This is a genomic window from Variovorax sp. GW821-FHT09B05, assembly GCF_059418265.1.
Genome location: NZ_JBWKPN010000007.1, coordinates 1 through 23,113 on the forward strand (window position 1 = coordinate 1; position 23,113 = coordinate 23,113).

Annotated in this window: 18 protein-coding genes; 13 read left to right on the forward strand and 5 right to left on the reverse strand. The window is 69.9% G+C overall.

The annotated features are described in order from the left end of the window. Positions 1-142: 142 nt before the first annotated feature. From ybgC to AC07RM_RS19005, 7 genes are all read left to right on the forward strand, one after another. On the forward strand, positions 143-592 hold the full coding sequence (gene ybgC / locus AC07RM_RS18975) for a tol-pal system-associated acyl-CoA thioesterase (RefSeq protein ID WP_495335732.1): 450 nt from the start codon (positions 143-145) through the stop codon (positions 590-592). After that, on the forward strand, positions 589-1,308 hold the full coding sequence (gene tolQ, locus AC07RM_RS18980) for a protein TolQ (protein WP_093344331.1): 720 nt from the start codon (positions 589-591) through the stop codon (positions 1,306-1,308). The genes ybgC and tolQ overlap by 4 nt, the downstream gene beginning before the upstream one ends. A 16-nt stretch (positions 1,309-1,324) precedes the next feature. Next, the gene (locus AC07RM_RS18985) at positions 1,325-1,765 is read left to right on the forward strand and encodes an ExbD/TolR family protein (protein ID WP_093344332.1); all 441 of its coding nucleotides are present in this window, start codon (positions 1,325-1,327) and stop codon (positions 1,763-1,765) included. Between the two features lie 22 nt (positions 1,766-1,787). Further along, complete coding sequence (tolA, locus tag AC07RM_RS18990) at positions 1,788-2,744, forward strand: cell envelope integrity protein TolA (protein ID WP_495335496.1); 957 nt, start codon at positions 1,788-1,790, stop codon at positions 2,742-2,744. A 154-nt stretch (positions 2,745-2,898) separates the two neighbouring features. Then, complete coding sequence (locus AC07RM_RS18995) at positions 2,899-4,629, forward strand: peptidoglycan D,D-transpeptidase FtsI family protein (protein WP_495335497.1); 1,731 nt, start codon at positions 2,899-2,901, stop codon at positions 4,627-4,629. A 67-nt stretch (positions 4,630-4,696) separates the two neighbouring features. Beyond that, positions 4,697-5,950, forward strand: a complete 1,254-nt coding sequence (locus AC07RM_RS19000) for a M48 family metalloprotease (RefSeq protein WP_495335498.1) — start codon at positions 4,697-4,699, stop codon at positions 5,948-5,950. Further along, entirely contained in the window at positions 5,947-11,154 is a 5,208-nt protein-coding gene (locus AC07RM_RS19005; RefSeq protein WP_495335499.1) for a DUF4011 domain-containing protein, read from the forward strand. Before AC07RM_RS19000 ends, AC07RM_RS19005 begins: the two co-directional genes overlap by 4 nt. Here the strand turns inward: AC07RM_RS19005 and AC07RM_RS19010 are convergent. Both AC07RM_RS19010 and dnaE read right to left on the reverse strand, forming a co-directional pair. Continuing rightward, positions 11,129-11,524, reverse strand: a complete 396-nt coding sequence (locus AC07RM_RS19010; RefSeq protein ID WP_093344340.1) for a YgiW/YdeI family stress tolerance OB fold protein — start codon at positions 11,522-11,524, stop codon at positions 11,129-11,131. The two genes, AC07RM_RS19005 and AC07RM_RS19010, sit on opposite strands and share 26 nt — an antisense overlap. 123 nt (positions 11,525-11,647) lie before the next feature. After that, complete coding sequence (dnaE, locus tag AC07RM_RS19015) at positions 11,648-15,166, reverse strand: DNA polymerase III subunit alpha (protein WP_495335500.1); 3,519 nt, start codon at positions 15,164-15,166, stop codon at positions 11,648-11,650. 129 nt (positions 15,167-15,295) lie between these two features. Between dnaE and AC07RM_RS19020 the strand changes: the two genes are divergently transcribed. The 5 genes from AC07RM_RS19020 (at position 15,296) to AC07RM_RS19040 (ending at position 20,522) form a co-directional block, all read left to right on the forward strand. Further along, positions 15,296-16,090 (forward strand): sulfurtransferase, encoded by a 795-nt coding sequence (locus AC07RM_RS19020; RefSeq protein ID WP_296785247.1) that lies wholly within the window; start codon positions 15,296-15,298, stop codon positions 16,088-16,090. Positions 16,091-16,105: 15 nt separating this feature from the next. Next, on the forward strand, positions 16,106-16,813 hold the full coding sequence (locus AC07RM_RS19025; protein WP_093344346.1) for a response regulator: 708 nt from the start codon (positions 16,106-16,108) through the stop codon (positions 16,811-16,813). Then, the gene (locus AC07RM_RS19030) at positions 16,773-18,335 is read left to right on the forward strand and encodes a sensor histidine kinase (RefSeq protein WP_495335501.1); all 1,563 of its coding nucleotides are present in this window, start codon (positions 16,773-16,775) and stop codon (positions 18,333-18,335) included. Before AC07RM_RS19025 ends, AC07RM_RS19030 begins: the two co-directional genes overlap by 41 nt. 101 nt (positions 18,336-18,436) lie before the next feature. Continuing rightward, positions 18,437-18,958 carry a tripartite tricarboxylate transporter TctB family protein gene (locus tag AC07RM_RS19035; protein ID WP_371268817.1) on the forward strand — a complete coding sequence of 174 codons (522 nt, stop codon included), beginning with the start codon at positions 18,437-18,439 and terminating at the stop codon, positions 18,956-18,958. A gap of 4 nt (positions 18,959-18,962) precedes the next feature. Further along, on the forward strand, positions 18,963-20,522 hold the full coding sequence (locus AC07RM_RS19040; protein WP_296785243.1) for a tripartite tricarboxylate transporter permease: 1,560 nt from the start codon (positions 18,963-18,965) through the stop codon (positions 20,520-20,522). A 1-nt stretch (position 20,523) separates the two neighbouring features. On the opposite strand, the gene AC07RM_RS19045 is transcribed toward AC07RM_RS19040, so the two are convergent. Then, a complete protein-coding gene (locus AC07RM_RS19045; RefSeq protein WP_208512817.1) occupies positions 20,524-20,937 on the reverse strand; it encodes a hypothetical protein in 414 nt (137 codons plus the stop codon). A gap of 182 nt (positions 20,938-21,119) precedes the next feature. On the opposite strand from AC07RM_RS19045, the gene AC07RM_RS19050 reads away from it, so the two are divergent. After that, a complete protein-coding gene (locus AC07RM_RS19050) occupies positions 21,120-21,548 on the forward strand; it encodes a GNAT family N-acetyltransferase (RefSeq protein ID WP_495335502.1) in 429 nt (142 codons plus the stop codon). A gap of 13 nt (positions 21,549-21,561) precedes the next feature. Here AC07RM_RS19050 and AC07RM_RS19055 read toward each other — a convergent pair whose 3' ends face one another. Both AC07RM_RS19055 and AC07RM_RS19060 read right to left on the reverse strand, forming a co-directional pair. Then, positions 21,562-22,491, reverse strand: coding sequence for a pirin family protein (locus tag AC07RM_RS19055; protein ID WP_093344357.1), 930 nt, complete (start codon positions 22,489-22,491; stop codon positions 21,562-21,564). Positions 22,492-22,542: 51 nt separating this feature from the next. Further along, positions 22,543-23,094, reverse strand: a complete 552-nt coding sequence (locus AC07RM_RS19060; protein ID WP_208512818.1) for a flavodoxin family protein — start codon at positions 23,092-23,094, stop codon at positions 22,543-22,545. Positions 23,095-23,113 lie beyond the last annotated feature (19 nt).

A 23,113-nucleotide genomic window follows, 5' to 3' on the forward strand; every position in this document is an offset into this window, starting at 1 on the left:
GCGAAGCGAAGGGTCGCAGACAGTGGGGTCGCCTTTTCTTTGGTTACTTTCTTTTGGCGAGACAAAAGAAAGTGACTGCGCCGCCGGGCGCACATCCCGGCTCCGCACTCCGCAGAGAGCAGACCGCATGAGCACCCAAGACATGACTTACGAGTTCCCCCTACGCGTCTACTGGGAAGACACCGACGCCGGCGGCATCGTCTTCTACGCCAACTACCTCAAGTTCATGGAACGCGGCCGCACCGAATGGCTCCGCTCCCTGGGCGTCGAGCAGCACAAGCTGCGCAACGAAACAGGCGGCCAGTTCGTCGTCAGCGAGACCCAGATCAAGTACCACCGCCCCGCCCGCCTCGACGACCAGCTCATCGTCACCGCCGACCTGCGCCAGATGGGCTCCGCCTCACTGATAATCGCGCAGACCGTGCTGCTGAAGCCGGAGCAGGCGCGCGCCACCCCCACCCTGCTGTGCGAAGGCACGATCCGCATCGGCTGGGTCGACGCCGCCAGCCTGCGCCCGGCACGGATTCCGGCGCAGGTTTCGGGAACCCTCGAACGCTATCGCGGCTCCATGACTCAACCCTTCAAGCCATGAATCAAGATCTCTCCATCATCAATCTCCTGCTCCATGCCAGTTTCATGGTGCAAGCGGTCGTGCTCCTCCTGGTGATCGTCTCGATCGCGAGCTGGGCGGCGATCATCCGCAAGTACTTCGCGCTCAAGCGCATGCGCGCGCTCAACGACGACTTCGAGCGCGAGTTCTGGTCGGGCACCAGCCTCAACGAGCTGTTCGCCTCGGCGGCGCAGAACGCCAAGTTCGCCGGCCCCATGGAACGCATCTTCGCCTCGGGCATGCGCGAGTACCAGAAGCTGCGCGAACGCCACGTGAGCGACGCCCCCACGCTGCTCGACGGCGCGCGCCGCGCGATGCGCGCGAGCTTCCAGCGCGAGCTCGACGCGGCCGAACAGAACCTGTCCTTCCTCGCCACCGTCGGCTCGGTCTCGCCCTACGTCGGCCTGTTCGGCACGGTCTGGGGGATCATGCATGCCTTCACCGGCCTGGCCGCGCTGACCCAGGTCACGCTCGCCACCGTGGCGCCCGGCATCGCCGAAGCGCTGGTGGCCACCGCCATCGGCCTGTTCGCCGCCATCCCGGCCGTGGTGGGCTACAACCGCTTCGCGCGCGAGATCGACAAGATCGCGATCGCCCTGGAGACCTACATCGAGGAGTTCTCGAACATCCTCCAGCGCAACCTGTCCTCCAACCCGTCCGCGGCGGCCCCGGCGGGCCCCTCGGCCACCAACCGCTGAACCGGAGCGCGCACGCATGCCCGCCGTTTCGTCCCGCGGCCGCGGTCGCCGCACGATCAACGAGATCAACATGGTCCCGTTCATCGACGTGATGCTGGTGCTGCTGATCATCTTCATGGTCACCGCGCCGCTGATCACGCCGAGCGTGATCAACCTGCCCACGGTTGACCGCGCCAACAAGCAGCCCGACAAGCCGATCGAGATCGTCATCAAGAGCGACGACGAGGTCCAGGTCAAGAAGGATCCCTCCCAGGGCACCGGCGGCGCCTCGGTGCCGATGACGCAGATCGGCAGCATCGCCAAGGCCGCGCAGAACGGCGACGACCAGCGCCCGGTGGTCATCAGCGCCGACAAGTCGGTCAAGTACGAGACCGTGGTGAAGGCCATGAACCAGCTCAAGCGCGCCGGCATCGAGCGCGTGGGCCTGTCGGTCCAGACCACCAACGCCAAGCCGTAGCGCCAGCCGGACCCCGAAACGCATGTCACTTGCCCTCGATCGCCCCGAGTTCGCGCCGCCGCCGCAGCGCGGCACGCCGCGCGCCGTGGTGCTCGCCCTGATCGCGCACGCGCTGCTGATCGCCGCGCTGACCTGGGGCGTGCGCTGGAAGAGCGAAGGCGACGACGACGCGGTGGAAGCCGAGCTGTGGTCGCCCACGCAGCAGGTGGCCGCGCCGCGCATCGCCAACCCGCCGCCGGCCCCCGAGCCCACGCCCGCACCGCCGCCTCCCCCGCCCCCGCCGCCTCCTCCGCAGGCCGTGCGGCCCGATCCCACGCCGGCGCCCAAGGCACCCGACATCGCGCTCGAGCGCGAGAAGAAACTGCGCGAGGAAAAGGAACAGCGCGAGCGCGAACAGGAACAGCAGCGCCAGCAGGAAAAGAAACGCCAGGAAGCCCAGGCCAAGAAGGAAAAGGACCAGCTCGAGGCCAAGAGGCGCGAGGAAGACCGCCAGAAGGAACTGCAGCAGCAGAAGCAGGCCGAGCAGCAGAAGCTCGCGGAACAGAAGAAGCGCGACGACGCCAAGAAGCTCGAGCAGCAGAAGGCGCAGCTCGACAAGGACCGCCAGGACAACCTGCGCCGCCTGATGGGCCAGGCCGGCTCCACGGCCGAGCAGACCACCGGTCCGCGCTCGGGCAAGGGCGCGGGCAGCGGCGGTCCGTCGGCCGGCTACTTCGGCCGCGTGGCCGCGCTGATCAAGCGCAACGTGGTGTTCGATCCGAACTCGATCAGCGACAACCCCGCGGCCGAGATCCAGATCCAGACCTCGCCCGACGGCACCATCGTCGGCACGCCGCGCCTCGTGAAGTCCAGCGGCAATGCCGCCTGGGACGACGCCGCCCTGCGCGCGGTGCAGAAGACCGAGGTGATGCCGCGCGACGTCGACGGCCGCGTGCCCTCGCCGTTCCCGATCATCAGCGTGCGGCCGAAATCGCAGTGATGCACTGAAGAAGCGAGCGGCGCGGCGCTTCGGCCCCGCGCCGCCGCTGTCTTAGCGCCGAATGAGCGCGCGCGCCGGCCCGGAACTCGCGGCCTCCGGGCCCCTCTACCGCCCACAACAACACGGCGGGGAAGAGCGCTCCCTCAGAAGAACGATGAAGCCCAACGGACACATCCGGTATGGCAGCAGCCCCCTGCTCGCGAGCAGGACACCGGTCTGGCGCAGCAAGCTCATCGTCGCGGCCGTGGCCTTCGGCTTCCTGCTGCTCGCGGTGCGCGCGGCCTACGTGCAGGTCTTCGACAACGACTTCTTCCAGCACCAGGGCGAGGTACGCTACCTGCGCACGCTCGAGCTGCCGGCCAACCGCGGCCGCATCCTCGACCGCAACGGGCTGATCCTGGCCTCCGACATTCCCGCGCCCAGCATCTGGGCCATTCCCGAGGACATCGAGCGCGACGATCCCGCCGTGCAGGGCCGGCTGCGCGAAGCGGCGCGGCTGCTCGGCATGCCGCAGAAGGACTTCGACAAGAAGCTCGAGGACGAGGACAAGAGCTTCGTCTGGATCCGGCGCCAGGTCGACGAGTCGATCGCCAAGCAGGTGGCGGCGCTCGGCATCAAGGGCCTCTACCTGCGCCGCGACTACCGCCGCCAGTACCCCGAGGGCGAGGCCGCGGCCCACCTGGCCGGCTTCACCAACGTCGAGGACATCGGCCAGGAAGGCGTGGAGCTGGCCTTCGACAAGGACCTGGCCGGCAAGGCCGGCTCGCGCCACGTGCTCAAGGACCGGCTCGGCCACATCGTCGAGGACACCGAGGACCAGGTGCCGCCGACCGACGGGCGCGACATCCAGCTGAGCATCGACGACCGCGTGCAATCGCTGGCCTACGAGAAGATCCGCGACGCCGTGGTCGCGAACAAGGCCCGCGCCGGCAGCGTGGTGGTGGTCGACGCGCGCACCGGCGAGCTGCTGGCGATGGCCAACTACCCGAGCTACAACCCCAACGACCGGCGCAACCTCAGCGGCGAGCAGTTGCGCAACCGCGCCATGACCGACGTCTTCGAGCCCGGCTCGACGATGAAGCCGATCACCATCGCGACCGCGTTGCAGCTCGGCCGCGTCACGCCCAAGACCATCATCGACACCAACCCGGGCCGCATCACCGTCTCGGGCGCCACCATCCACGACGACGAGAACTTCGGCGTGCTCACGGTCGAGGGCGTGATCCAGAAGTCGAGCAACGTCGGCGCGACCAAGATCTCGCAGCGCATGTCGGCGCAGGAGATGTGGAACTCGCTGACCGCGGTCGGCCTGGGCCAGAAGCCGCAGACCGTGTTCCCGGGCGCGGTGACCGGGCGGCTGCGGCCGTGGAAGTCGTGGCGGCCGATCGAGCAGGCCACCATGTCCTATGGCTACGGCCTGTCGGCCTCGCTGTTCCAGATCGCCCATGCCTACACCGCCTTCGCGCACGACGGCGAGGTGATCCCGGTCAGCCTGCTGAAGAACGACGGCACGCCGCCCACGGGCGTGCAGGTGTTCTCGCCGCTGGTGGCCAGCGAGGTGCGCCAGATGATGCACCTGGCGGCCGCGCCCGGCGGCACCGCGCCGCTGGCCCAGACCATGGGCTATTCGGTCGGCGGCAAGACCGGCACCGCGCACAAGCAGGTCGGCAAGGGCTATGCCTCCGACAAGTACCGCGCCTGGTACACCGGCATGTCGCCGATCGACAAGCCGCGCATCATCGTCGCGGTGATGGTCGACGAGCCCGGCGCCGGCAAGTACTTCGGCGGGCTGGTGGCCGCACCGGTGTTCAGCCAGGTGGTGCAGGAGACCTTGCGCATCATGAACGTGCTGCCCGACCTCGCGGTCGCGCCGATGGCGCACTGAGGAAGGACGGCGCCGCCACGGTGCTCGTTTAGGATCGTCGGCAACTCTTGTTACCGGCGATCCCGACATGGTCGACTCCTCTCCCGGCGCCCCCTCCCCCACGCTTTCTCCCGTCGGCCTGGCCGAGCTGGCGCCGCTGCCCTACCAGCAGGCGCTGGCCGCCCACCTGCAGGCGAACGAACCCGAGGCCTGGCGCTGGGCCGCCTCGGCCGAGGCGCGCGAGGAGCATGCGGCCGCCGTGCGTGCCGAACTGCTGCGCCAGTCGTACCGGCTCGACGCCGACGCGCATCCGGAGCTGCATGCGCACAGCGCGCTAGTCGCGCGGCGGCTCGGCGTCACGGTGCCGATCACCCTTTACCAAGGACAGGACGGCGCGATGAACGCCGCCATCCACATGCTGCCGGGCGAGGCCCACATCGTGCTCTCGGGCCCGCTGCTCGAGCGGCTGCAGGGGCCCGAGCTGCAGGCCGTGCTCGGCCACGAACTGGCCCACCACCTGCTGTGGACGCGCGACGACGGCCGCCACCTGGTGGTCGACCGGCTGCTGCAGGCGACCGCGGCCGATCCGCGCGCCGACGCGAGCCACCTGCAGACCGCGCGGCGCCACAGCCTCTACACCGAGGCCTTCGCGGACCGCGGCGCCTGCGTGGGCTGCGGCGCGCTCGAGCCCGCGGTGAGCGCGCTGGTCAAGGTGCAGACCGGCCTCGCGCAGGTCCATGCCGCGAGCTACCTGCGCCAGGCCGACGAGATCAGCGCCGGGCCCGATGCAGCCACGCGCGGCACCAGCCATCCCGAGGTCTTCGTGCGCGCCCGCGCGCTGCGGCTGTGGAGCGAGCGCGATCCGCAGGCCGATGCCTGGCTGGCCGGCGCGCTCGAAGGCCCGCTCGACCTCGGCACGCTCGACGTGCTGGGCCAGGAGCGCGTGGGCGGCCTGACGCGTGCCGTGGTCGCGCGGCTGCTGCGCGAGCCCTTCATGCAGTCCGATCCGCTGCTCGCGCATGCGCGGCGCTTCTTCCCGGGCTTCGTGCCCTCGCTGCCGCAGGCCGTCGACCCGCCGCCGCCCGATCCGCTGCCCGCCGGGCTGCACGACTACATGGCCAGCGTGCTGGTCGATTTCGTCGCGGCCGATCCCGAGCTCGACGATGCCGCGCTGGCCGCGGCGCTCGCGCTGGCCGAACCGCTGGGCTGCGCCGCGCCCTTCGAACAGCGGCTCGCGCAGGACCTCAAGCTGGCCAAACGCACGCTCGCGCGCGTCAGGCGCGATGCCGCCACCGTGCTCGACAAGGCCCGGGCCCAGCACGCACGGAGCGCCACCGCATGACCAGCATCGCACCGCTGTTGCAGTTGCTCGACACCGCCGATGCCCACGGCGGCCTGCAGACCGACGACGTGCTCGCGCTCGCGCTGCCGCTGCTGCGCGAGGTCTCGGCGCTGCACGAGCAGGGCCGGGTCGCCGCGCTGGGCCATGCGATGGCCTACCGCGTGAATGAGGTGCCCGCGCTGGAACTGGCCCAGTCCGCGGGCGCCGAGCCGAAGCGCAACCCGCAGGCGATCGCGCCGCTCGAGCGCCCGGTGGCCTCGGTGCTGCGCGTGGTCGGCGAGGAACGCGTCACCGTCGAAGGCGGCATCGGCGTCGCGCGCGAGAACCTCGAGGTGCTGCCCGAGGCCACGCCCGACACCGTGCCGCAGCGCCCGGCCTACCTGCCCGGCTACGGCGCCTGGGAGCAGCGCTTCGCGCACCACGACGCGCTCAGCGACATGCTGTGCCTGGGCCAGGTGCTCGCCAGCCTGGCCTGCGGACTCGACTTCACGCAGGGCGAGGAGCTCGCGCGCTTCGCCGAGCACCGCGGCAACCTGTTCGAGATCAACCGCCGGCTGCACCCGGTGCTGGCCGCGGTGATCGTCGAGATGACGGCGCTCGATCGCCACGAGCGCGCGCGCGATCTGCCCTCGGTGATCCGCCGCCTCGAGACCTACCGCGACCAGCCGCTGGACCTGGGCCTGGAGCGCCTCGCGAACCCGAAGGATGGCGCGGGCCAGCGCCGCCAGGCGATCCAGCTGCACCTGCGCGACCGGCTGTTCGACCTCTCGCGGCGCAACCGGCTGCTGTACTTCAAGCCCACGCAGGCGCACGTCAACCTCACGGTGGCCAGCGTGCCGCTGGTGGTCGACCTGCAGAGCATCCGCGTCGACCAGCTCTGCGTGTGGGACGGCCGCTTCGCCGCCGAGGTCGCGAGCGGCGACCCGGTGCCGCTCGCGCGCTGGCTGCGCTTCGAGGACCAGCCCTACCTGCCCGGTGCGCTCGACCGCATCCTGCAGGAGGCGCGGCGCGACCGCGCCGAGTACGGCCTGTCGCAGCTCTCGCTGGTGATCGCCTTCCTGCGCTGGCACAACCTCAAGGAGGACGCGAACGAGCGCATCGTCTCGCCGCTGCTGATGCTGCCGGTGGAGCTCTCGCGCAAGAAGGGCGTGCGCGACCAGTACCTGCTCGAGGCCGCGGGCCCCGAGGCCCAGGTCAACCCGACGCTGCGCCATCACCTGCGCCAGCTCTACGGCATCGTGCTGCCCGAGAGCATCGACCTGCGCGAGACCTCGATCGAGCAGTTCCATGCCGAACTGGCCGCGCAGATCGCGCGCACCGAGCCCGGCGTGCAGTTGCGGCTGCTGCGGCAACCCGAGATCGCGCTGATCCACCAGCGCGCGCGCCAGCGGCTCGAGCAGTTCAAGCGGCGCGTGCGCGAACGCGCGCCCTCGGCCGTGCCTATCGCGGCCACCGACTACAGCTACGCGCAGGACGATTTCCGCCCGCGCGGGCTGCAGCTGTTCCATGCCCGCGTGCAGCGCGTGCCGCTGCCGCTGGCCGGCGCGGTGGGCGCACGCCCGACGCCACGTGCACCGCAGATGGCGCCCGCCGAGGCCGAGCGCCAGACCTTCGCGCTGCGTGAGAACGCCGGCAATCCCTACCAGTGGGACGTGGACCTCACGGCCGTGACGCTCGGCAACTTCAACCACCGCAAGATGTCGCTGGTGCGCGACTACAGCGGGCTGGTCGAGTCGGACATGGCGAGCGAGGCCTTCGACCGCGTGTTCTCGCTGCAGCCGCGCCAGGTCGACGCCGAGACGCCCGCCGTGCTGCCGCTGGCCGAGCAATGGCCGGTGGTGCAGGCCGACGCGACCCAGACCGCCGCCGTGGCGCTGGCGCGCACCGGGGCCAGCTACATCATCCAGGGGCCGCCGGGCACCGGCAAGTCGCAGACCATCACCAACCTGATCGCCGACTACGTGGGGCGCGGCCGCCGCGTGCTCTTCGTCTGCGAGAAGCGCGCCGCGATCGACGTCGTGTTCCACCGCCTGCGCCAGCAGGGGCTGGACGAGCTCTGCTGCATGATCCACGACTCGCAGGGCGACAAGAAGGCCTTCGTGCAGAACCTGCGCCAGACCTACGAGCAATGGCTCGAGGCGCCCTCCACGCTCGAGGCCGAGGGCGGCGAACGCACGCGGCTGCTCGATGCGATGGACCTCGACCTGCGCGCGCTCGAGCGCTTCGATGCCGCGATGCGCGAGGTGCCCGCGCACTTGGCCGTCACGCTGCGCGAGCTGGTGGCGCGGCTGGTCGCGCTCAAGACCGCAGATCCCCAGCTCACGCCGCTGCAGGCCGAGGCCCTGCCCGACTACGCGGCCTGGCGCCGCCATGCCGAGCTGGCCGCGCGGCTGCACCTCGCCGTCACCGAGAGCCTGGGCGCGCCCACGCTCGCGCAGCATCCGTTCGCGCTGCTCGCGCCCGCGCTGCTGCGCCAGCCCAAGCCGCTGGCCGCGCTGGTCGAAGGCTCGGAACGAGCCGCGGCGCAAAGCGGGGCCTGCCGCGATGCGCTGGTCGAGGCCTGGCCGCCGCTGGCCGAAGCCGGCGTGACATGGCGCGACGCGCTCGCGCTGGTGGCCGACGCGCGCCGCGTCGCGACGCTGGCCGCGCGCGGGCAGCTCGCGCTGCTCGATGCCGCGCATCCCGCGAGCCAGGCGCTGAATGCCGCGCTGGCCGAACGCCGCGGCCTGCAGCAGACGCTCGACGAGAGGCTGCAGCGCACGGCCCATTGGCGCGACAGGCTCTCGCCCGCCGACACCGAGGCCGGCCTCGCGCAGGCCCGCGCGCAGCAGCACTCGCTGCTGCGCTTCCTCCAGCCCTCGTGGTGGCGGCTGTCGGGCGAACTCAAGCGCCGCTACGACTTCGCCGCGCATGCGGTGCGGCCGAAGCCCGCGCAACTGCTCGAGGAACTGCTGGCCGAGCACACGGCCCGCGCCGCGCTGCAGAAGCAGGCCGCGCAGCTCGAAGCCGACTACGGCTGCACCGACCCCGAGGCCTACGCGCAGCAGATGCAGGCGCTGCGCGGCCTCGACGATGCCGGCAGCCTGCGCGTCGCCTTCCAGGCCCATCTGCGCAGCGCGCCCGGCGCGAGCCGCGACGTCGAACGCCTGGTCGCCGCGGGCTCACGCTGCGACGCGCTCGATGCGCTGTGGCGCGACCTGGTCCACGATCCCGCAGCCCTGCCGTTGGCCACGCTCGAAGACCTCGCGCGCACGCTGCGCGACCAGGCCGATGCCCTGCCCGCGGTGCTCGCGCCGCTGCAGGAACTCGCCGATGCCGACCCGGCCGTGGCCGCCGCGCTGCGCGGCCTGCCGCTCGCGCCCGAGGCGATCGAGTTCGCGGTCGCGCGCGAGGGCCTCGAGCGCGTCTACCGCACCGAGCGCTGGCTGCCGCGCTTCGATGCGGCCACGCTCGCGCGCCATGCGCAGCGCCTGGGCGATGCCGAGCGCCAGTTGCTCGGCCGCAATGCGCGCACGCTGGCCGCCGCCGTGCGCCAGCGCTTTCGCGACCATGTGCAGAAGAGCGCCCTGCCCGCGAGCCAGCTCGATGCCGAGGGCAAGGTCTTCAAGAAGAGCTACAACGCCGGGCGCCGCGAGCTCGAGCACGAGTTCGGCAAGACCATGCGCTACAAGGCGATCCGCGAACTCGCGAGCGGCGAGACCGGCCAGGTGGTGCGCGACATGAAGCCGATCTGGCTCATGAGCCCGCTGTCGGTGTCCGACACGCTGCCGCTCGCGGCCGACCTGTTCGACGTGGTGATCTTCGACGAGGCGAGCCAGATTCCGGTCGAGGAAGCGGTGCCCGCGCTCTACCGCGCGCCGCAGATCATCGTGGTGGGCGACGAGATGCAGCTGCCGCCGACCAGCTTCTTCTCGTCGGGCCGCGATGCCGAGGACCAGACCGTGTCGGTCGAGGACGAGGACAACGAGGGCGACCGCATCGCGGTGGTGCTCGATGCCGACAGCCTGCTGAACCAGGGCGCGCGCAACCTGCCGGCCACGCTGCTGGCCTGGCACTACCGCAGCCGCTACGAGTCGCTGATCGGCTTCTCGAACGCGGCCTTCTACGCCGGCAACCTCTACACCATCCCCGACCGCAGCCTGCCGAGCGAGGAGCGCGCCGAGATCCTGGTGCAGTCGAACGCCGCCTCGGCCGAGTCGGTGGCCGCGCAGGCCGATGCGCTGCTCTCGCGCGCCATCAGCTTCCACCGCGTGACCGACGCGGTCTACGACAGCCGCCGCAACACCGGCGAGGCGCGCCACATCGCGCAGCTGGTGCGCGAGCTGCTGCGCCGCGGTACCGGGCGCAGCCTCGGCATCGTGGCCTTCTCGGAAGCGCAGCAGGGCGAGATCGAGGCCGAGCTCGACAGCCTCGCCGCGGCCGACGCCGAGTTCGCGGCGCGGCTCGAGGCCGAGTACGTGCGCGAGGAGGACGACCAGTTCTGCGGCCTGTTCATCAAGAACCTCGAGAACGTGCAGGGCGACGAGCGCGACATCATCCTGCTGAGCATCTGCTACGGCCCGAATGCCGAGGGCCGCATGCTGATGAACTTCGGGCCGATCAACCAGCGCGGCGGCGAGAAGCGGCTCAACGTGATCTTCAGCCGCGCGCGCCATCACATGGCGGTGGTCTCGACGATCCGCCACGAGGCGATCACCAACGACCACAACGAGGGTGCCGCGGCGCTGAAGAATTTCCTGCGCTATGTCGAGTGCCTGTCGCGCGGCGACGATGCCACCGCCACGCGCGTGCTCGAGGGCATGAACCCGCTGACGCGCGGCGCGGCGCGGGCGGGCCACGTGCCGGCCGACGCGGTGAGCGTGCAGCTCGCGGCCGCGCTGCGCGCGCGCGGCCATGCGGTGGACGAGCAGGTGGGCCAGTCGCGCTTTCGCTGCGACCTGGCGATCCGTGCCGCTGGCACGGGTTCAGGTGCGGGGGACAGCCACTACGCGCTCGGCATCCTCGTGGACACGGCGGCCCACTACGAGAACCGCAACGTGCTCGAGCGCTATGTCTCGCGCCCGCGGATCCTCGATGCCTTCGGCTGGGAGGTGCGGCAGGTGCTCGCGAAGGACTGGCTGCACGCACCGGAGGCGGTGCTCGACGGGATCGAGCACGCGCTGGTCGAGAAGGGCGCGCTCAGCGCACCACGACCAGCTGCTTGACGTCGAGCTCGACCTTGTTGCCCACGAGGTCCTTGTCGAACTCGCCGGTGATCTCGACGCGCACCTTGTCGTCGATCCTCACGCCGGGCGGGAAGTACTTGGCGTCGATCTCGACCTTCATGCGGCCGGTGTCGTCGGCGAAGGTGTAGTGCTCGCCGCCGTCGTGCGAGACGATGAAGCCGCGCAGGGTGGCGTGCTGGTCGTCCTTGCCGGTGTCGAGCAGTTGCTTGACGGTCATGGCGGGCACCGAGCTCGGGCCGGCGTACTGGGCCAGGCTGCTCAGGGGCAGTGCCAGCGCCAGGGCGGCTGTGGCCAGGAAGGCCTGCTTGATGGATGCGTTGCGGGTGCCGGTGGCGGTCTTGTATGGCATGGCGAATGTTCCTCCTCGAACTTGCCGGTTGAAAACGCGCAGGCGCGAGGCCTGCCCCGGTAAGAAGGCACAGGCCGCGCGGAGTTCCCTTATCGTTTTTCGCCGCCCCTGCGCAGCGTGCGGTTATTCGTAGATGACCGCGGCCTTGCCCGCCTCGGCCTGCGCGGTCCAGCTCGCGAGCGCCGCATCGGTCGGGAAGAACTTCGCGCGCTCGCCGAGCTGCAGCTCGACCTGCGCGCCGCCGCGCGCCATCGACAGGCGCACCGGCAGCCCCTGCACCAGCTCGCCATGCTCGCTCTGCTCGGTGCGCGCCGGGAAGTCCTTGAGCAATCGCGCGATGTCGGGCGCCTTGCCGTTGACCGCCACGCGCAGGAACTTGCCGAAGCGGCAGCGCGCGCTGGCCAGGTCCCAGACCTGCTGCACCTGGAAGCGCGCCTCGAAGCCGCCGCGCGCGGGCTGCAGGCGGCCCGAGACGATCACCAGCTCGTCGTCCTTGAGCGTGTTGCGGTTGGCGTTCATCAGCGCCTCGTCGGCGGTGGCATCGATCGAGTCGGACTTGTCGTCGAGCTTGAAGATCGCGAGCCGGCCGCGCTGGCCGTTGATGACGCGGAAGTCGCTCACGATGCCCGCGATCACCTGCTGGTCGCGGCTGTCGAGCAGGTCGGTGATCTCGCGCTTGCAGAAGCGCCGCACCTCGTGCGAGACCTCGTCGAACAGGTGGCCCGAGAGGTAGAAGCCGACCGCCGTCTTCTCGAAGGTCAGGCGTTCCTTCACGCCCCAGGGCGTGGCGTCGACCAGCTCGGGCTCGGCCGTGGCCGAGCCGTGCTCGCTGTCGCCGAAGATGTCGACCTGCGCGGCATTGGCCGCGGTCGCGTTGGCGAATTCGAAGGCGCGGTCGACCGAGGCGATCAGCGAGGCGCGGTTCTGCTGGATGGCATCGAAGGCGCCGGCCTTGATCAGCGCCTCGACCGTGCGCTTGTTGATGCGCTGGCGGTCGATGCGCACGCAGAAGTCGTACAGGCTCTTGAACGGACCACCCTCCTCGCGCGCGCGCACCACGGCCTCGACCGCGAGCTGGCCCGTGCCCTTGACGGCGCCCAGGCCGTAGCGGATGACCTTGTCGGTGACCGGCTCGAAGCGGTAGTTGCCGCGGTTCACGTCCGGCAGCTCGAAGGTGAGGCCGAAGTTCTTCTGCGCGTCCTCGAACAGCACCTTGAGCTTGTCGGTGTCGTCCATTTCCACCGTCATGTTGGCGCAGAAGAATTCGGCCGTGTAGTGGACCTTGAGCCAGCCCGTGTGATAGGCCAGCAGCGAGTAGGCGGCGGCGTGCGACTTGTTGAAGCCGTAGCCCGCGAACTTCTCCATCAGGTCGAAGATCTCGTCGGCCTTGTCCTGTGCGATGCCGTGCGTGCTCAAGGCACCCGCGCGGAATTTCTCGCGGTGCTCGGCCATCTCCTCGAGCTTCTTCTTGCCCATCGCGCGGCGCAGCAAGTCGGCGCCGCCGAGCGAGTAGCCGCCCAGGATCTGCGCGGTCTGCATCACCTGCTCCTGGTAGACCATGATCCCGTAGGTCTCCGAGAGCATCTGGGCCACGGCCGGGTGCGGATACTCCACGTCCTCGCGGCCGTGCTTGCGCGCCACGAAGCTGGGGATCAGGTCCATCGGGCCCGGGCGGTACAGCGCGTTGAGCGCGATCAGGTCCTCGAGCCGGGTTGGCCGCGCGTCCTTCAGCATGCCCTGCATGCCGCGCGATTCGAACTGGAACACGGCCTCGGTCTTGCCCTCGGAGAACAGCCGGTAGGTCGGCCCGTCGTTGAGCGGGATGTTCTCGTAGGCGAAGTTCTCGCGGCCCTTGTGCCGCTTCATGATGAACTCGCGCGCGATCTCGAGGATCGTCAGCGTGGCCAGGCCCAGAAAGTCGAACTTCACGAGGCCGATGGCCTCCACGTCGTCCTTGTCGTACTGGCTCACGGCCGAGTCGCTGCCGGGCTGCTGGTAGAGCGGGCAGAAGTCGGTGAGCTTGCCGGGCGCGATCAGCACGCCGCCGGCGTGCATGCCGATGTTGCGGGTCATGCCTTCGAGCTTCTGCGCCAGCTCGACCACGGTCTTGACCTCTTCCTCCTTCTCGAGGCGTTCGGCAAGCTGCGGCTCCATCTCGAGCGCGTAGTTGTTCTTGTCGCCCTCGATCTTCTGCGTCGGCGGGTACTGCAGCGTGACCGACATGCCGGGCTTGTTCGGGATCAGCTTGCTGATGCCGTCGCAGAACATGTAGCTCATGTCGAGCACCCGGCCCACGTCGCGGATGGCCGCGCGCGCGGCCATGGTGCCGAAGGTGGCGATCTGGCTCACGGCATTGCGGCCGTACTTGTCCTTCACGTAGTCGATCACGCGGTCGCGGTTGCCCTGGCAGAAGTCGATGTCGAAGTCGGGCATCGAGACGCGTTCGGGATTCAGGAAGCGTTCGAACAGCAGGTTGTATTCGAGCGGATCGAGGTCGGTGATCTTCAGCGCGTAGGCCACCAGCGAGCCCGCGCCCGAGCCCCGGCCCGGGCCGACCGGGCAGCCGTTCTGCTTGGCCCAGTTGATGAAGTCGCCCACGATCAGGAAGTAGCCCGGGAACCCCATCTTCAGGATGGTGTTGATCTCGAACTCGAGCCGCTCGACATAGCGCGGCCGCTGCGCATCGCGCTTGGCCGCGTCGGGGAACAGGTGCTCGAGGCGCTTCTCGAGCCCCTCGAACGATTCCTGGCGGAAGAACTCGTCGATCGGCATGCGCACGCCTTCGCTCACGAAGGGCGTGGGGAAGTCGGGCAGCTGCGGCTTTCCGAGCACCAGCGTCAGGCTGCAGCGCTTGGCGATCTCGACCGTGTTGGCCAATGCGCTCGGGATGTCGGCGAACAGCGCCTGCATCTCGGCGCTCGACTTGAAGTACTGCTCGGGCGTGAAGCGGCGCACGCGCCGCGGGTTGCCGAGGATCTCGCCCTCGGAGATGCACACGCGCGCCTCGTGCGCCTCGTAGTCCTCGCGCGTGGCGAACTGCACCGGGTGCGTGGCCACCACCGGCAGCCCCAGCCGCGCGGCCAGCTGCACCGCGGCCAGCACATGCGGCTCGTCCTCGGGACGGCCGGCGCGCTGCAGCTCGATGTAGAAGCGGTGCGGGAAGATGCCCGCGAGGCGCAGCGCGAGCTCGGCCGCGCGTTCGCCCTGCCCCGCGGCCAGCGGCGCGCCGAGCGGGCCGGCCTGCGCGCCCGACAGCGCGATCAGCCCGCCCTGCAGTTCCTCCACCCATTCGAGCTTGCAGGCCGCCTGGGCCTGGCCGCGGCCGACGTTCTGCGTCCAGGCGCGTGCCAGCAGCTCCGAGAGGTTGAGGTAGCCCTGCTTGTTCTGCACCAGCAGCACGATGCGCGTGAGCGTCGCGGCATCCTTGCCCATGCCCTCGAGGAAGATCTCGGCGCCGATCACGGGCTTGACGCCCTTGCCGCGCGCTTCCTTGTAGAACTTGATCCCGCCGAACAGGTTGTTGAGATCGGTGATGGCCATCGCGGGCTGCTTGTCGGCAGCGGCGGCCTTGACGACTTCGTCGATGCGGTTGGTGCCGTCGACGACGGAGAACTCGGTGTGCAGGCGCAGGTGAACGAACATCCGTCCATTGTAGGAAGGCGGGCCTCCACGATGTGAGTTGGCGCGGCCCCTATTGACACCCGGGCGGCCAGTGGTTCGGGAGTGCCCGAGTCAGGAACGGGTCAACCTGCGGCGCCTAGAATTCCCGCCGTGCAAGAGACCCAAGAGATATTGAACATCGCGGCCTACAAGTTCGTGGCCATCGACGACGGCCCGGTGCTGCGCGAACGCCTGCTGGAACGCAGCCGCGCGCTCGGGCTGATGGGCACGATCCTGATCGCGCCCGAGGGTATCAACATGTTTCTGGCCGGCGAGCCCGGCGCGATGGCGGACTTCCTGGCCGGCGTGCGCGCCGATGCGCGCTTCGCCGACCTCGAGACCAAGGACAGCTGGTCGGCCGCCCAGCCGTTCCGGCGCATGCTCGTGAAGCTCAAGCGCGAGATCATCCGCATGGACCATCCCGCGATCCAGCCCGCGGCCGGCCGCGCGCCGGGCGTGGACGCGCCCACGCTCAAGCGCTGGCTCGACCAGGGCCACGACGACGCGGGCCGCGCGATCGCGCTGCTCGACACGCGCAATGCCTTCGAGGTCGACCACGGCAGCTTCGAGGGCGCGATCGACTGGCGCATCGAGAAGTTCACCGAGTTCCCGCCCGCGCTTCGCGAGCACCGCGCCGAGTTCGCGGGCAAGACGGTGGTGAGCTTCTGCACCGGCGGCATCCGCTGCGAGAAGGCCGCGATCCTGATGCGCGAGGAAGGCGTCGACAACGTGCTGCAGCTCGAGGGCGGCATCCTCAAGTACTTCGAGCTGGTGGGCGGCGCCCACTACCAGGGCGACTGCTTCGTGTTCGACGGCCGCGAGGCGCTCGCGCCCGACCTCAGCGCCCGCGCGGCCAAGGCCAGCGCGCGCGCCGCCGAAGACCCCGATCTCCACAAGAAACGATAGGCCGACCTCCCCGCGATGCGCATTCTGCTGGTGGAAGACGAACTGGACATGGCCTCCTGGCTGGTGCGCGCGCTCACGCAGAGCGGCTTCGTCACCGACCATGCGCCCGACGCGCGCACCGCCGAGGCCTTCATGGCCGGCACCGAGTACGACGCGGTGGTGCTCGACCTGCGGCTGCCCGACAAGCACGGCCTCGCGGTGCTGGCCGACATGCGCAATGCCGACGACCGCACGCCGGTGCTGATCCTCACCGCGCAGGGCGCGCTGCAGGACCGCGTGCGCGGCCTCCATCTCGGCGCCGACGATTTCCTCACCAAGCCCTTCGAGCTGGTCGAGCTCGAGGCGCGGCTGACCGCGCTGGTGCGGCGCAGCCGCGGCCGGCAGCATCCGCGACTGCAGTGCGCCTCGCTGGCCTACGACGGCGAGAGCCATGCCTTCACGCTGCGCGGCACGCTGCTGGCGCTCACGCCGCGCGAGCACGCGGCCCTGAGCGCGCTGCTGATGCGCAGCGGCTCGCCGGTCGGCAAGTCGCAGCTGTTCGGCAAGGTGTTCACCAACGACAGCACCGCCGGACCCGATGCGATCGAGGTGGTGCTGCACCGGCTGCGGCGCAAGCTCGCCGACAGCGACGTGCGCATCGTCACCGTGCGCGGGCTGGGCTACATGCTCGAAGGCATCGCCGATGGACCCGCACGCGCCGCCGCCGTCTCCACCCCCCACTGAAAGCTGGCGCTTCGGCATCCGCGCGCGCCTGCTGGCGCTGCTGCTGCCGGGCATGGTCGCGCTGCTCGCGCTCGACAGCTGGAGCAACTACCAGGCGCTGACCGAGAGCCTGGTCGACGCCTACGACCAGAGCCTGCTCGAGCCCGTGCAGGCGCTGGCCAACGGCATCGTGGTCGCGAGCGACGGCAGCGTGCGCGTGCAGGAGGCCTTCTCGGTGCAGGCGATGTTCGAGTCGACCCACCTGCGCTACAAGTACCTGCACGTGGGCGCGGCGCCGCTGGCCAGGGGCGAGGCCGGCACCGAGGAGACGCTGATGGGCGTGCCCGACCTGCCCGCCCCGCCGCCGAAGACCGCGACCGGCGCCGACGACGCGCCGGTGTTCTACGACGCGGTCTACCAGCAGCACCCGGTGCGCGTGGCCGCGCTGCGCCAGACGGTCTACAACAGCCACGCGGGCAGCGCCTACACCGTGCTGATCCAGGCCGCCGAAGGCACCGGCCCGCGCCAGCGCGCGGTGGACGAATCGCTGCGCCAGGAACTGCTGCGCGCCGCGCGCATGGTGCTGGTGATGGCCCTGCTGGTGTGGCTGGGCGTGGCCTGGACCTTGCGCCCGCTCGAGCGGCTGCGCCGCTCGCTGCGCGAGCGCGCGCGCGACGACATCAAGCCGCTCGACCCCGCCGGCGTGCCGCAGGAGGTGGTGCCGCTGGTCGACGCGGTCAACCACCACATCGGCCGCCATCGCCGCATGGTGGCCGAGCATTCGCAGTTCCTCGCCGATGCCTCGCACCAGCTGCGCACGCCGCTGGGCATCCTGTCGATCCAGGCCGGCTACGCGGTGCGCGAGACCGACCCCGATCGCATGCGCGAATCGCTGCATGCGATCGTCGCGCAGCTCGCGCGCACGCGGCGCCTGAGCGAACAGTTGCTGGCGCTCGCGCATGCGACGCACGAGGACGAGACCGAGGCCGCCGCGCCCGGGATCGTCGACCTCAACGCGATCGCGCGCGCCGTGGTGCTGCAGTACCTGCCGCTCGCGCGCGAGCACGACCAGGACCTGGGCTGGGTCGATGCGCGCGGCGACACCGCGGCCGAGGGCCTCGCCGCGCCCGACGAGGAAGAGGACGAGGCATCGCCCGTGATCCCGGTGCGCGCCAACGCCGAGGAGCTGCACGAGCTGCTCGCGAACCTGGTGCACAACGCGATCAAGTACACGCCGCGCGGCGGCAACATCACGGTGACGGTGCGGCGCGATGCCTCGCAGGCACTGGCCGAGGTCTGCGACAGCGGCCCCGGCATCGCGCCCGAGCGGCGTGCCAGCGTGTTCGAGCGCTTCCAGCGCGACCCGGCCTCGCATGGCGCGAACGCACCCGCGATGCAGGGCGCCGGCCTCGGCCTCACCATCGCGCGCGGCTATGCGCGGCGCAACGGCGGCGAGATCCTGCTCGACAGCGCCGACATGCCCGAGAGCGCCAACGGCGGCGGGCTGCGCGCGATCCTCCGATTGCCGCTCGCTCGTACGTGATAACACGTATTTTGGGCCTCGAAGGCCCTTGCAAGCGTGTTGCGAAAGGGGATTGAAAGGCCCGCTTCCTAGACTGCATTGCTTCAGCCCGAAGGAGACATATGCAGCACAGCACGGGTGGTGGCGCGGCCTCGCAGGCATCGCGCGCCCCATCGAAATTCAAGAAAGACTATTACGGCGGAGCCCTGATGGTGATCGTCGGACTGGCCGCCGCCTACGCCGGCTACGGCTACCGCGTCGGCGAACTCGCGCACATGGGACCGGGCTTCTTCCCGGTCGCGCTCGGGCTGCTGCTGGCCTTCATCGGCCTCTTGATGGTGATCTCGGCGCGCGGCCAGCAACCGGCGCCCGAGGCCGCCGTCTCGCACGGCCATCCCGCCGGCCTGCCCGACCTGCGCGGCTGCGTCTGCATCGTGCTGGGCATCCTGGCCTTCCTGCTGCTCGGCGAGTACGGCGGGCTGTTGCCCGCGACCTTCGCGATCGTGTTCATCTCGGCGCTCGGCGACCGCGACAACACGCTGCGCGAGGCGCTGCTGCTCGCGCTCGCGATGATGGCCATCGCGGTGGTGGTGTTCTGGTGGGCGCTGAGCCTGCAGTTGCCGCTGTTCCAGTGGGGAGGCTGAGACCATGATCGGACAATCGCTCCACGACCTCTGGTTCGGCTTCGGCGTCGCGTTCCAGGGCTCCAACCTGCTCTGGTCCTTCTTCGGCGTGCTGGTGGGCAACCTCATCGGCGTGCTGCCCGGCATGGGCGCGCTGCAGGCCATCTCGATCCTGCTGCCGCTCACCTACGTGATGCACCCGGTGCCCGCCATCCTGATGCTGGCCGGCATCTTCTACGGTTCGCAGTACGGCGGCGCGATCGGCGCCATCCTGATGAACATGCCCTCGCACCCGCCGCACGCGGTGACCTGCCTCGACGGCTACCCGATGACCAAGCAGGGCAAGGGTGGCGTGGCGCTCGGCGTGACGATGATCTCCTCGTTCTTCGCCGCCTCGGTGGGCATCGTGGTGATGATCTTCGCCTCGCCGCTGCTGGTGCAGATCGCGTTCAAGTTCGGCCCGACCGAGATCTTCTCGATCATGATGCTGGGCCTGCTCGCGGGCTCGACCATGTCGCGCGGCTCGGCGCTCAAGGGCGTGGCGATGACGGTGTTCGGCCTGCTGTGCGGCGTGGTCGGCACCGACGTCAACAGCGGCAGCTTCCGCTTCGCCTTCGACCTGCCCGAGCTCAGCGACGGCCTCGAGCTGGTCGCGATCTCGATGGGCCTGTTCGGCGTGGCCGACTTCCTGCTCAACGTGAACCGCATGAAGAGCATCGGCGACACCGGCACGCTCAAGCTCAGCGACATGCGCCCGAGCAAGGAAGAGCTCAAGCGCGCCTTCCCCGCCATGATCCGCGGCACCATCGTGGGCACGATCTTCGGCGCGATGCCGGGCACCGGCCCGACCATCACCACCTTCATCGCCTATGCGCTCGAGCGCAAGGTGTCGAAGACGCCCGCGGCCTTCGGCACCGGCATGATCGAAGGCGTGGCCGGGCCCGAGGCCTCGGCGCATTCGAAGACGCAGGTCGACTTCATCCCGACCATGAGCCTGGGCATCCCGGGCGACGCGGTGATGGCGCTGATCCTCGGCGCGCTGCTGATCCAGGGCATCCAGCCCGGCCCGCAGCTGATCACCGAGCACCCGGACATCTTCTGGGGCCTGATCGCCAGCTTCTGGATCGGCAACGTGATCCTGGTGGTGCTCAACGTGCCGCTGATCGGGGTCTGGGTGAAGCTGCTGAAGGTGCCCTACAAGTACCTGTTCCCGGCGGCGATGTTCTTCATCGCGGTGGGCGTGTTCAGCACGCAGAACAGCCTGTTCCAGATCTGGGAGGTGCTGGTGTTCGGCATCATCGGCGCGCTGCTGATGTCGCTCGAGTTCTCGGTCGCGCCGATCCTGCTGGGCTTCGTGCTCGGGCCGATGGTGGAGGAGAACTTCCGCCGCGCGCTGCTGCTCTCGCGCGGCGACATGTCGGTGTTCATCACGCGCCCGATCAGCGGCACCTTCATCGGGCTGTGCGTGCTGCTGCTGATCGGCGTGGGCTACTCGGCCTGGCGCGGCTCGCGGCGCAAGTCGCAGCTGCTGCCCGATGCGCCCGACGGTGCGCCACCGGCCGAAGCAGTGACGCTGGGCAAGTAGTTCAGAGGCCTTCGGCGAAGGCCAGCACGCGGCGCCCGTCGGCCTCGGTATAGACCGCGGCCGGCGTGAGCCCCACGTAGCGGCCGCCCTCGTGCGGCCGCGCCTCCACCAGCTGGAAACCCACCACCTCGCCCGACTTCACGTAGCGCGTCTCGATGTAGATGCCGGTCTGGCCGGCCTTGTTGATCGGCAGCTGCGCGACCGCCGCATAGTCCTCGGCCTTGAGCAGCGCGGTCAGGCGGTCCTTGAGGTGGAAGTCGTACCAGGCCTGCTTGTAGATCTGCGACTCGCCGGTCTTCACGTGCTTGAGCATCACCAGCAGCTTGCGCTGGAACAGCTTGAGTTCCTTCATCAGGAATTCGAACAGGTCGCCGTACTCGCCCGGTGCCGTTTCCGGCGTCTTCTGAATGGCCATCTCGCCTCGCTCGCTTTCTTCAACGTCGTTGTGGTTGTGGGTCGCGAGGCCGGTGTTCCCTCCCCCGCGGCGGGCGCACTTTACTATCGGACGATGGCATTTCGCGCCGCCTGGCGCGCGAACGATGCAACAGAGTTTCACAAGTGAACCCAATAGTTTTCAGAACCGCGACGCGCGCCGACTTGGCCGCCATCGTCGCCCTGCTCGCCGACGATCCGCTGGGCCGCGAACGCGAGGCCGCGGGTGCTTCACCCGATGCCATCGATGCGCGCTACGTCGCCGCCTTCGAGGCCATCGCGGCCGATGCGAACCAGCAGCTCGTGGTGGTGACCGAGGGCGAGGCGGTGGTCGGCACGCTGCAGCTCTCGTTCATCCCGGGCATCGCGCGCCAGGGCGCATGGCGCGGCCAGATCGAGGCCGTGCGCATCGCGGCGCAGCGGCGCGATGCGGGGCTGGGCCAGCGGATGTTCGAGTGGGCGATCGCGCGCTGCCGCGAGCGGGGCTGCACCCTGGTGCAGCTCACGACCGACAAGCGCCGGCCCGATGCCCATCGCTTCTACGAGCGGCTGGGCTTCGTGGCGAGCCACGAGGGCTACAAGCTCGCGCTGTAGCCGCGCAACGCGCTCAGGTGGGCGTGCTGCCCGTGTCGGGCTCGCGCACGCCGAAGGGCTTGCCCGGCAGCGGAATGAACTCGGTCTCGCCGGGCACGTGGCCCATGCGCTGCGCGGCCCAGTCCTCGCCGGCCTGCAGGATGCGTTCGCGCCGGCTCGAGACGAAGTTCCAGGTGATGTAGCGCGGACCGTCGAGCGGCTCGCCGCCGATCACCACCAGCCGCACCGGCGCGGTCACGGGTGCCGTGAGGTTGGCACCCTGCCCGTCGGCCAGCACCGCCATGGTGTGCATCGGTGCCACGACGCCGTCGATGCCGACGTCGCCATCGATCGGGTAGACCGCGAGCTCGGGCGCCAGCGCGGGCAGCGCGAAGCTCGCGCCGGCCGGCAAGGCGATGTCGAGGTAGACGGTCTGCGAGAAGGTCGTGACCGGCGAGCGCACGCCGAAGGCCTCGCCCACCAGCACGCGCACGCCCACGCCCTGCTCGAACAGGGCAGGAATGGCGTCGGAGGCGGTGTGCTCGAAGCTGGGCTCGACCTCTTCATGGGCCTGCGGCAGCGCGGCCCACAGCTGCAGGCCGTGATTGACGAAGGTCTCGGCCAGCAGGCGCTCGGGCTTGCGCTCGGAGTGCACGATGCCGCGGCCCGAGGTCATCCAGTTGATGGCGCCCGGCAGGATCTCCTGCACGCTGCCGATGCTGTCGCGGTGCATCATCGCGCCCTCGAACAGGTAGGTGACGGTGGCCAGGCCGATGTGCGGATGCGGGCGCACGTCGTGCGAGTTGCCCGGCTGCTCGGTGGCCGGGCCGAAATGGTCGAAGAACACGAAGGGGCCGACCGAGCGGCGCACGGCCGCGGGCAGCAGGCGCCGCACGTTGAAGCCGCCCCCCAGGTCCTTGTCATGCGGTTGCAGCAAACGGGTGGTGGGGGTGGCGTCGGTCATCGTGTTCTCTCCGTGGGTGCCCCGGGCCGGGGCGGCCCGCGCAGGCGGTGGTCAGCCGCGCGATCTTGCCACCGCGGCCACGCGCTCGCCGAAAGACCGCGCGGTGTCGAGGTCACCGCGGGGGATCTCGGCCGGGCTCGCGTCCGAGGGCGACTGCGTCAGCAGGCCGCCGTAGCCGCCGATGTAGTTGGTCGAATCGCGCGTGGCGGCCTTGTTGTTGGTCGGCAGGATGCCCATGCTCACCCAGATGCCGCTGTGCTGCATCGCGAGCGTCCACAGGTAGGTCATGGTCGTGACCTTGTCGCCGTTGATGGTGGCGCTGTTGGTGAAGCCGGCGAACAGCTTGTCCTTCCAGCCCTGCGTGTACCAGACCTTCGACGATGCATCGGCGAATTTCTTGAACTGCCAGCTCACGCCGCCCATGTAGGTGGGCGAGCCGAAGATGATCGCGTCGGCCGCGGCCAGGGTTTCCCAGCCGCCCTCGGGCAGGTTGCCGTCGGCGTCGATGGCGAGCAGTTGCGCGCCGGCGCCGTCGGCCACGGCCTGCGCCACGCGCTGGGTATGGCCGTAGCCGGAATGGAAGACGATGACGATGTTGGCCATGTTCGGTTGGTCCTCGTGG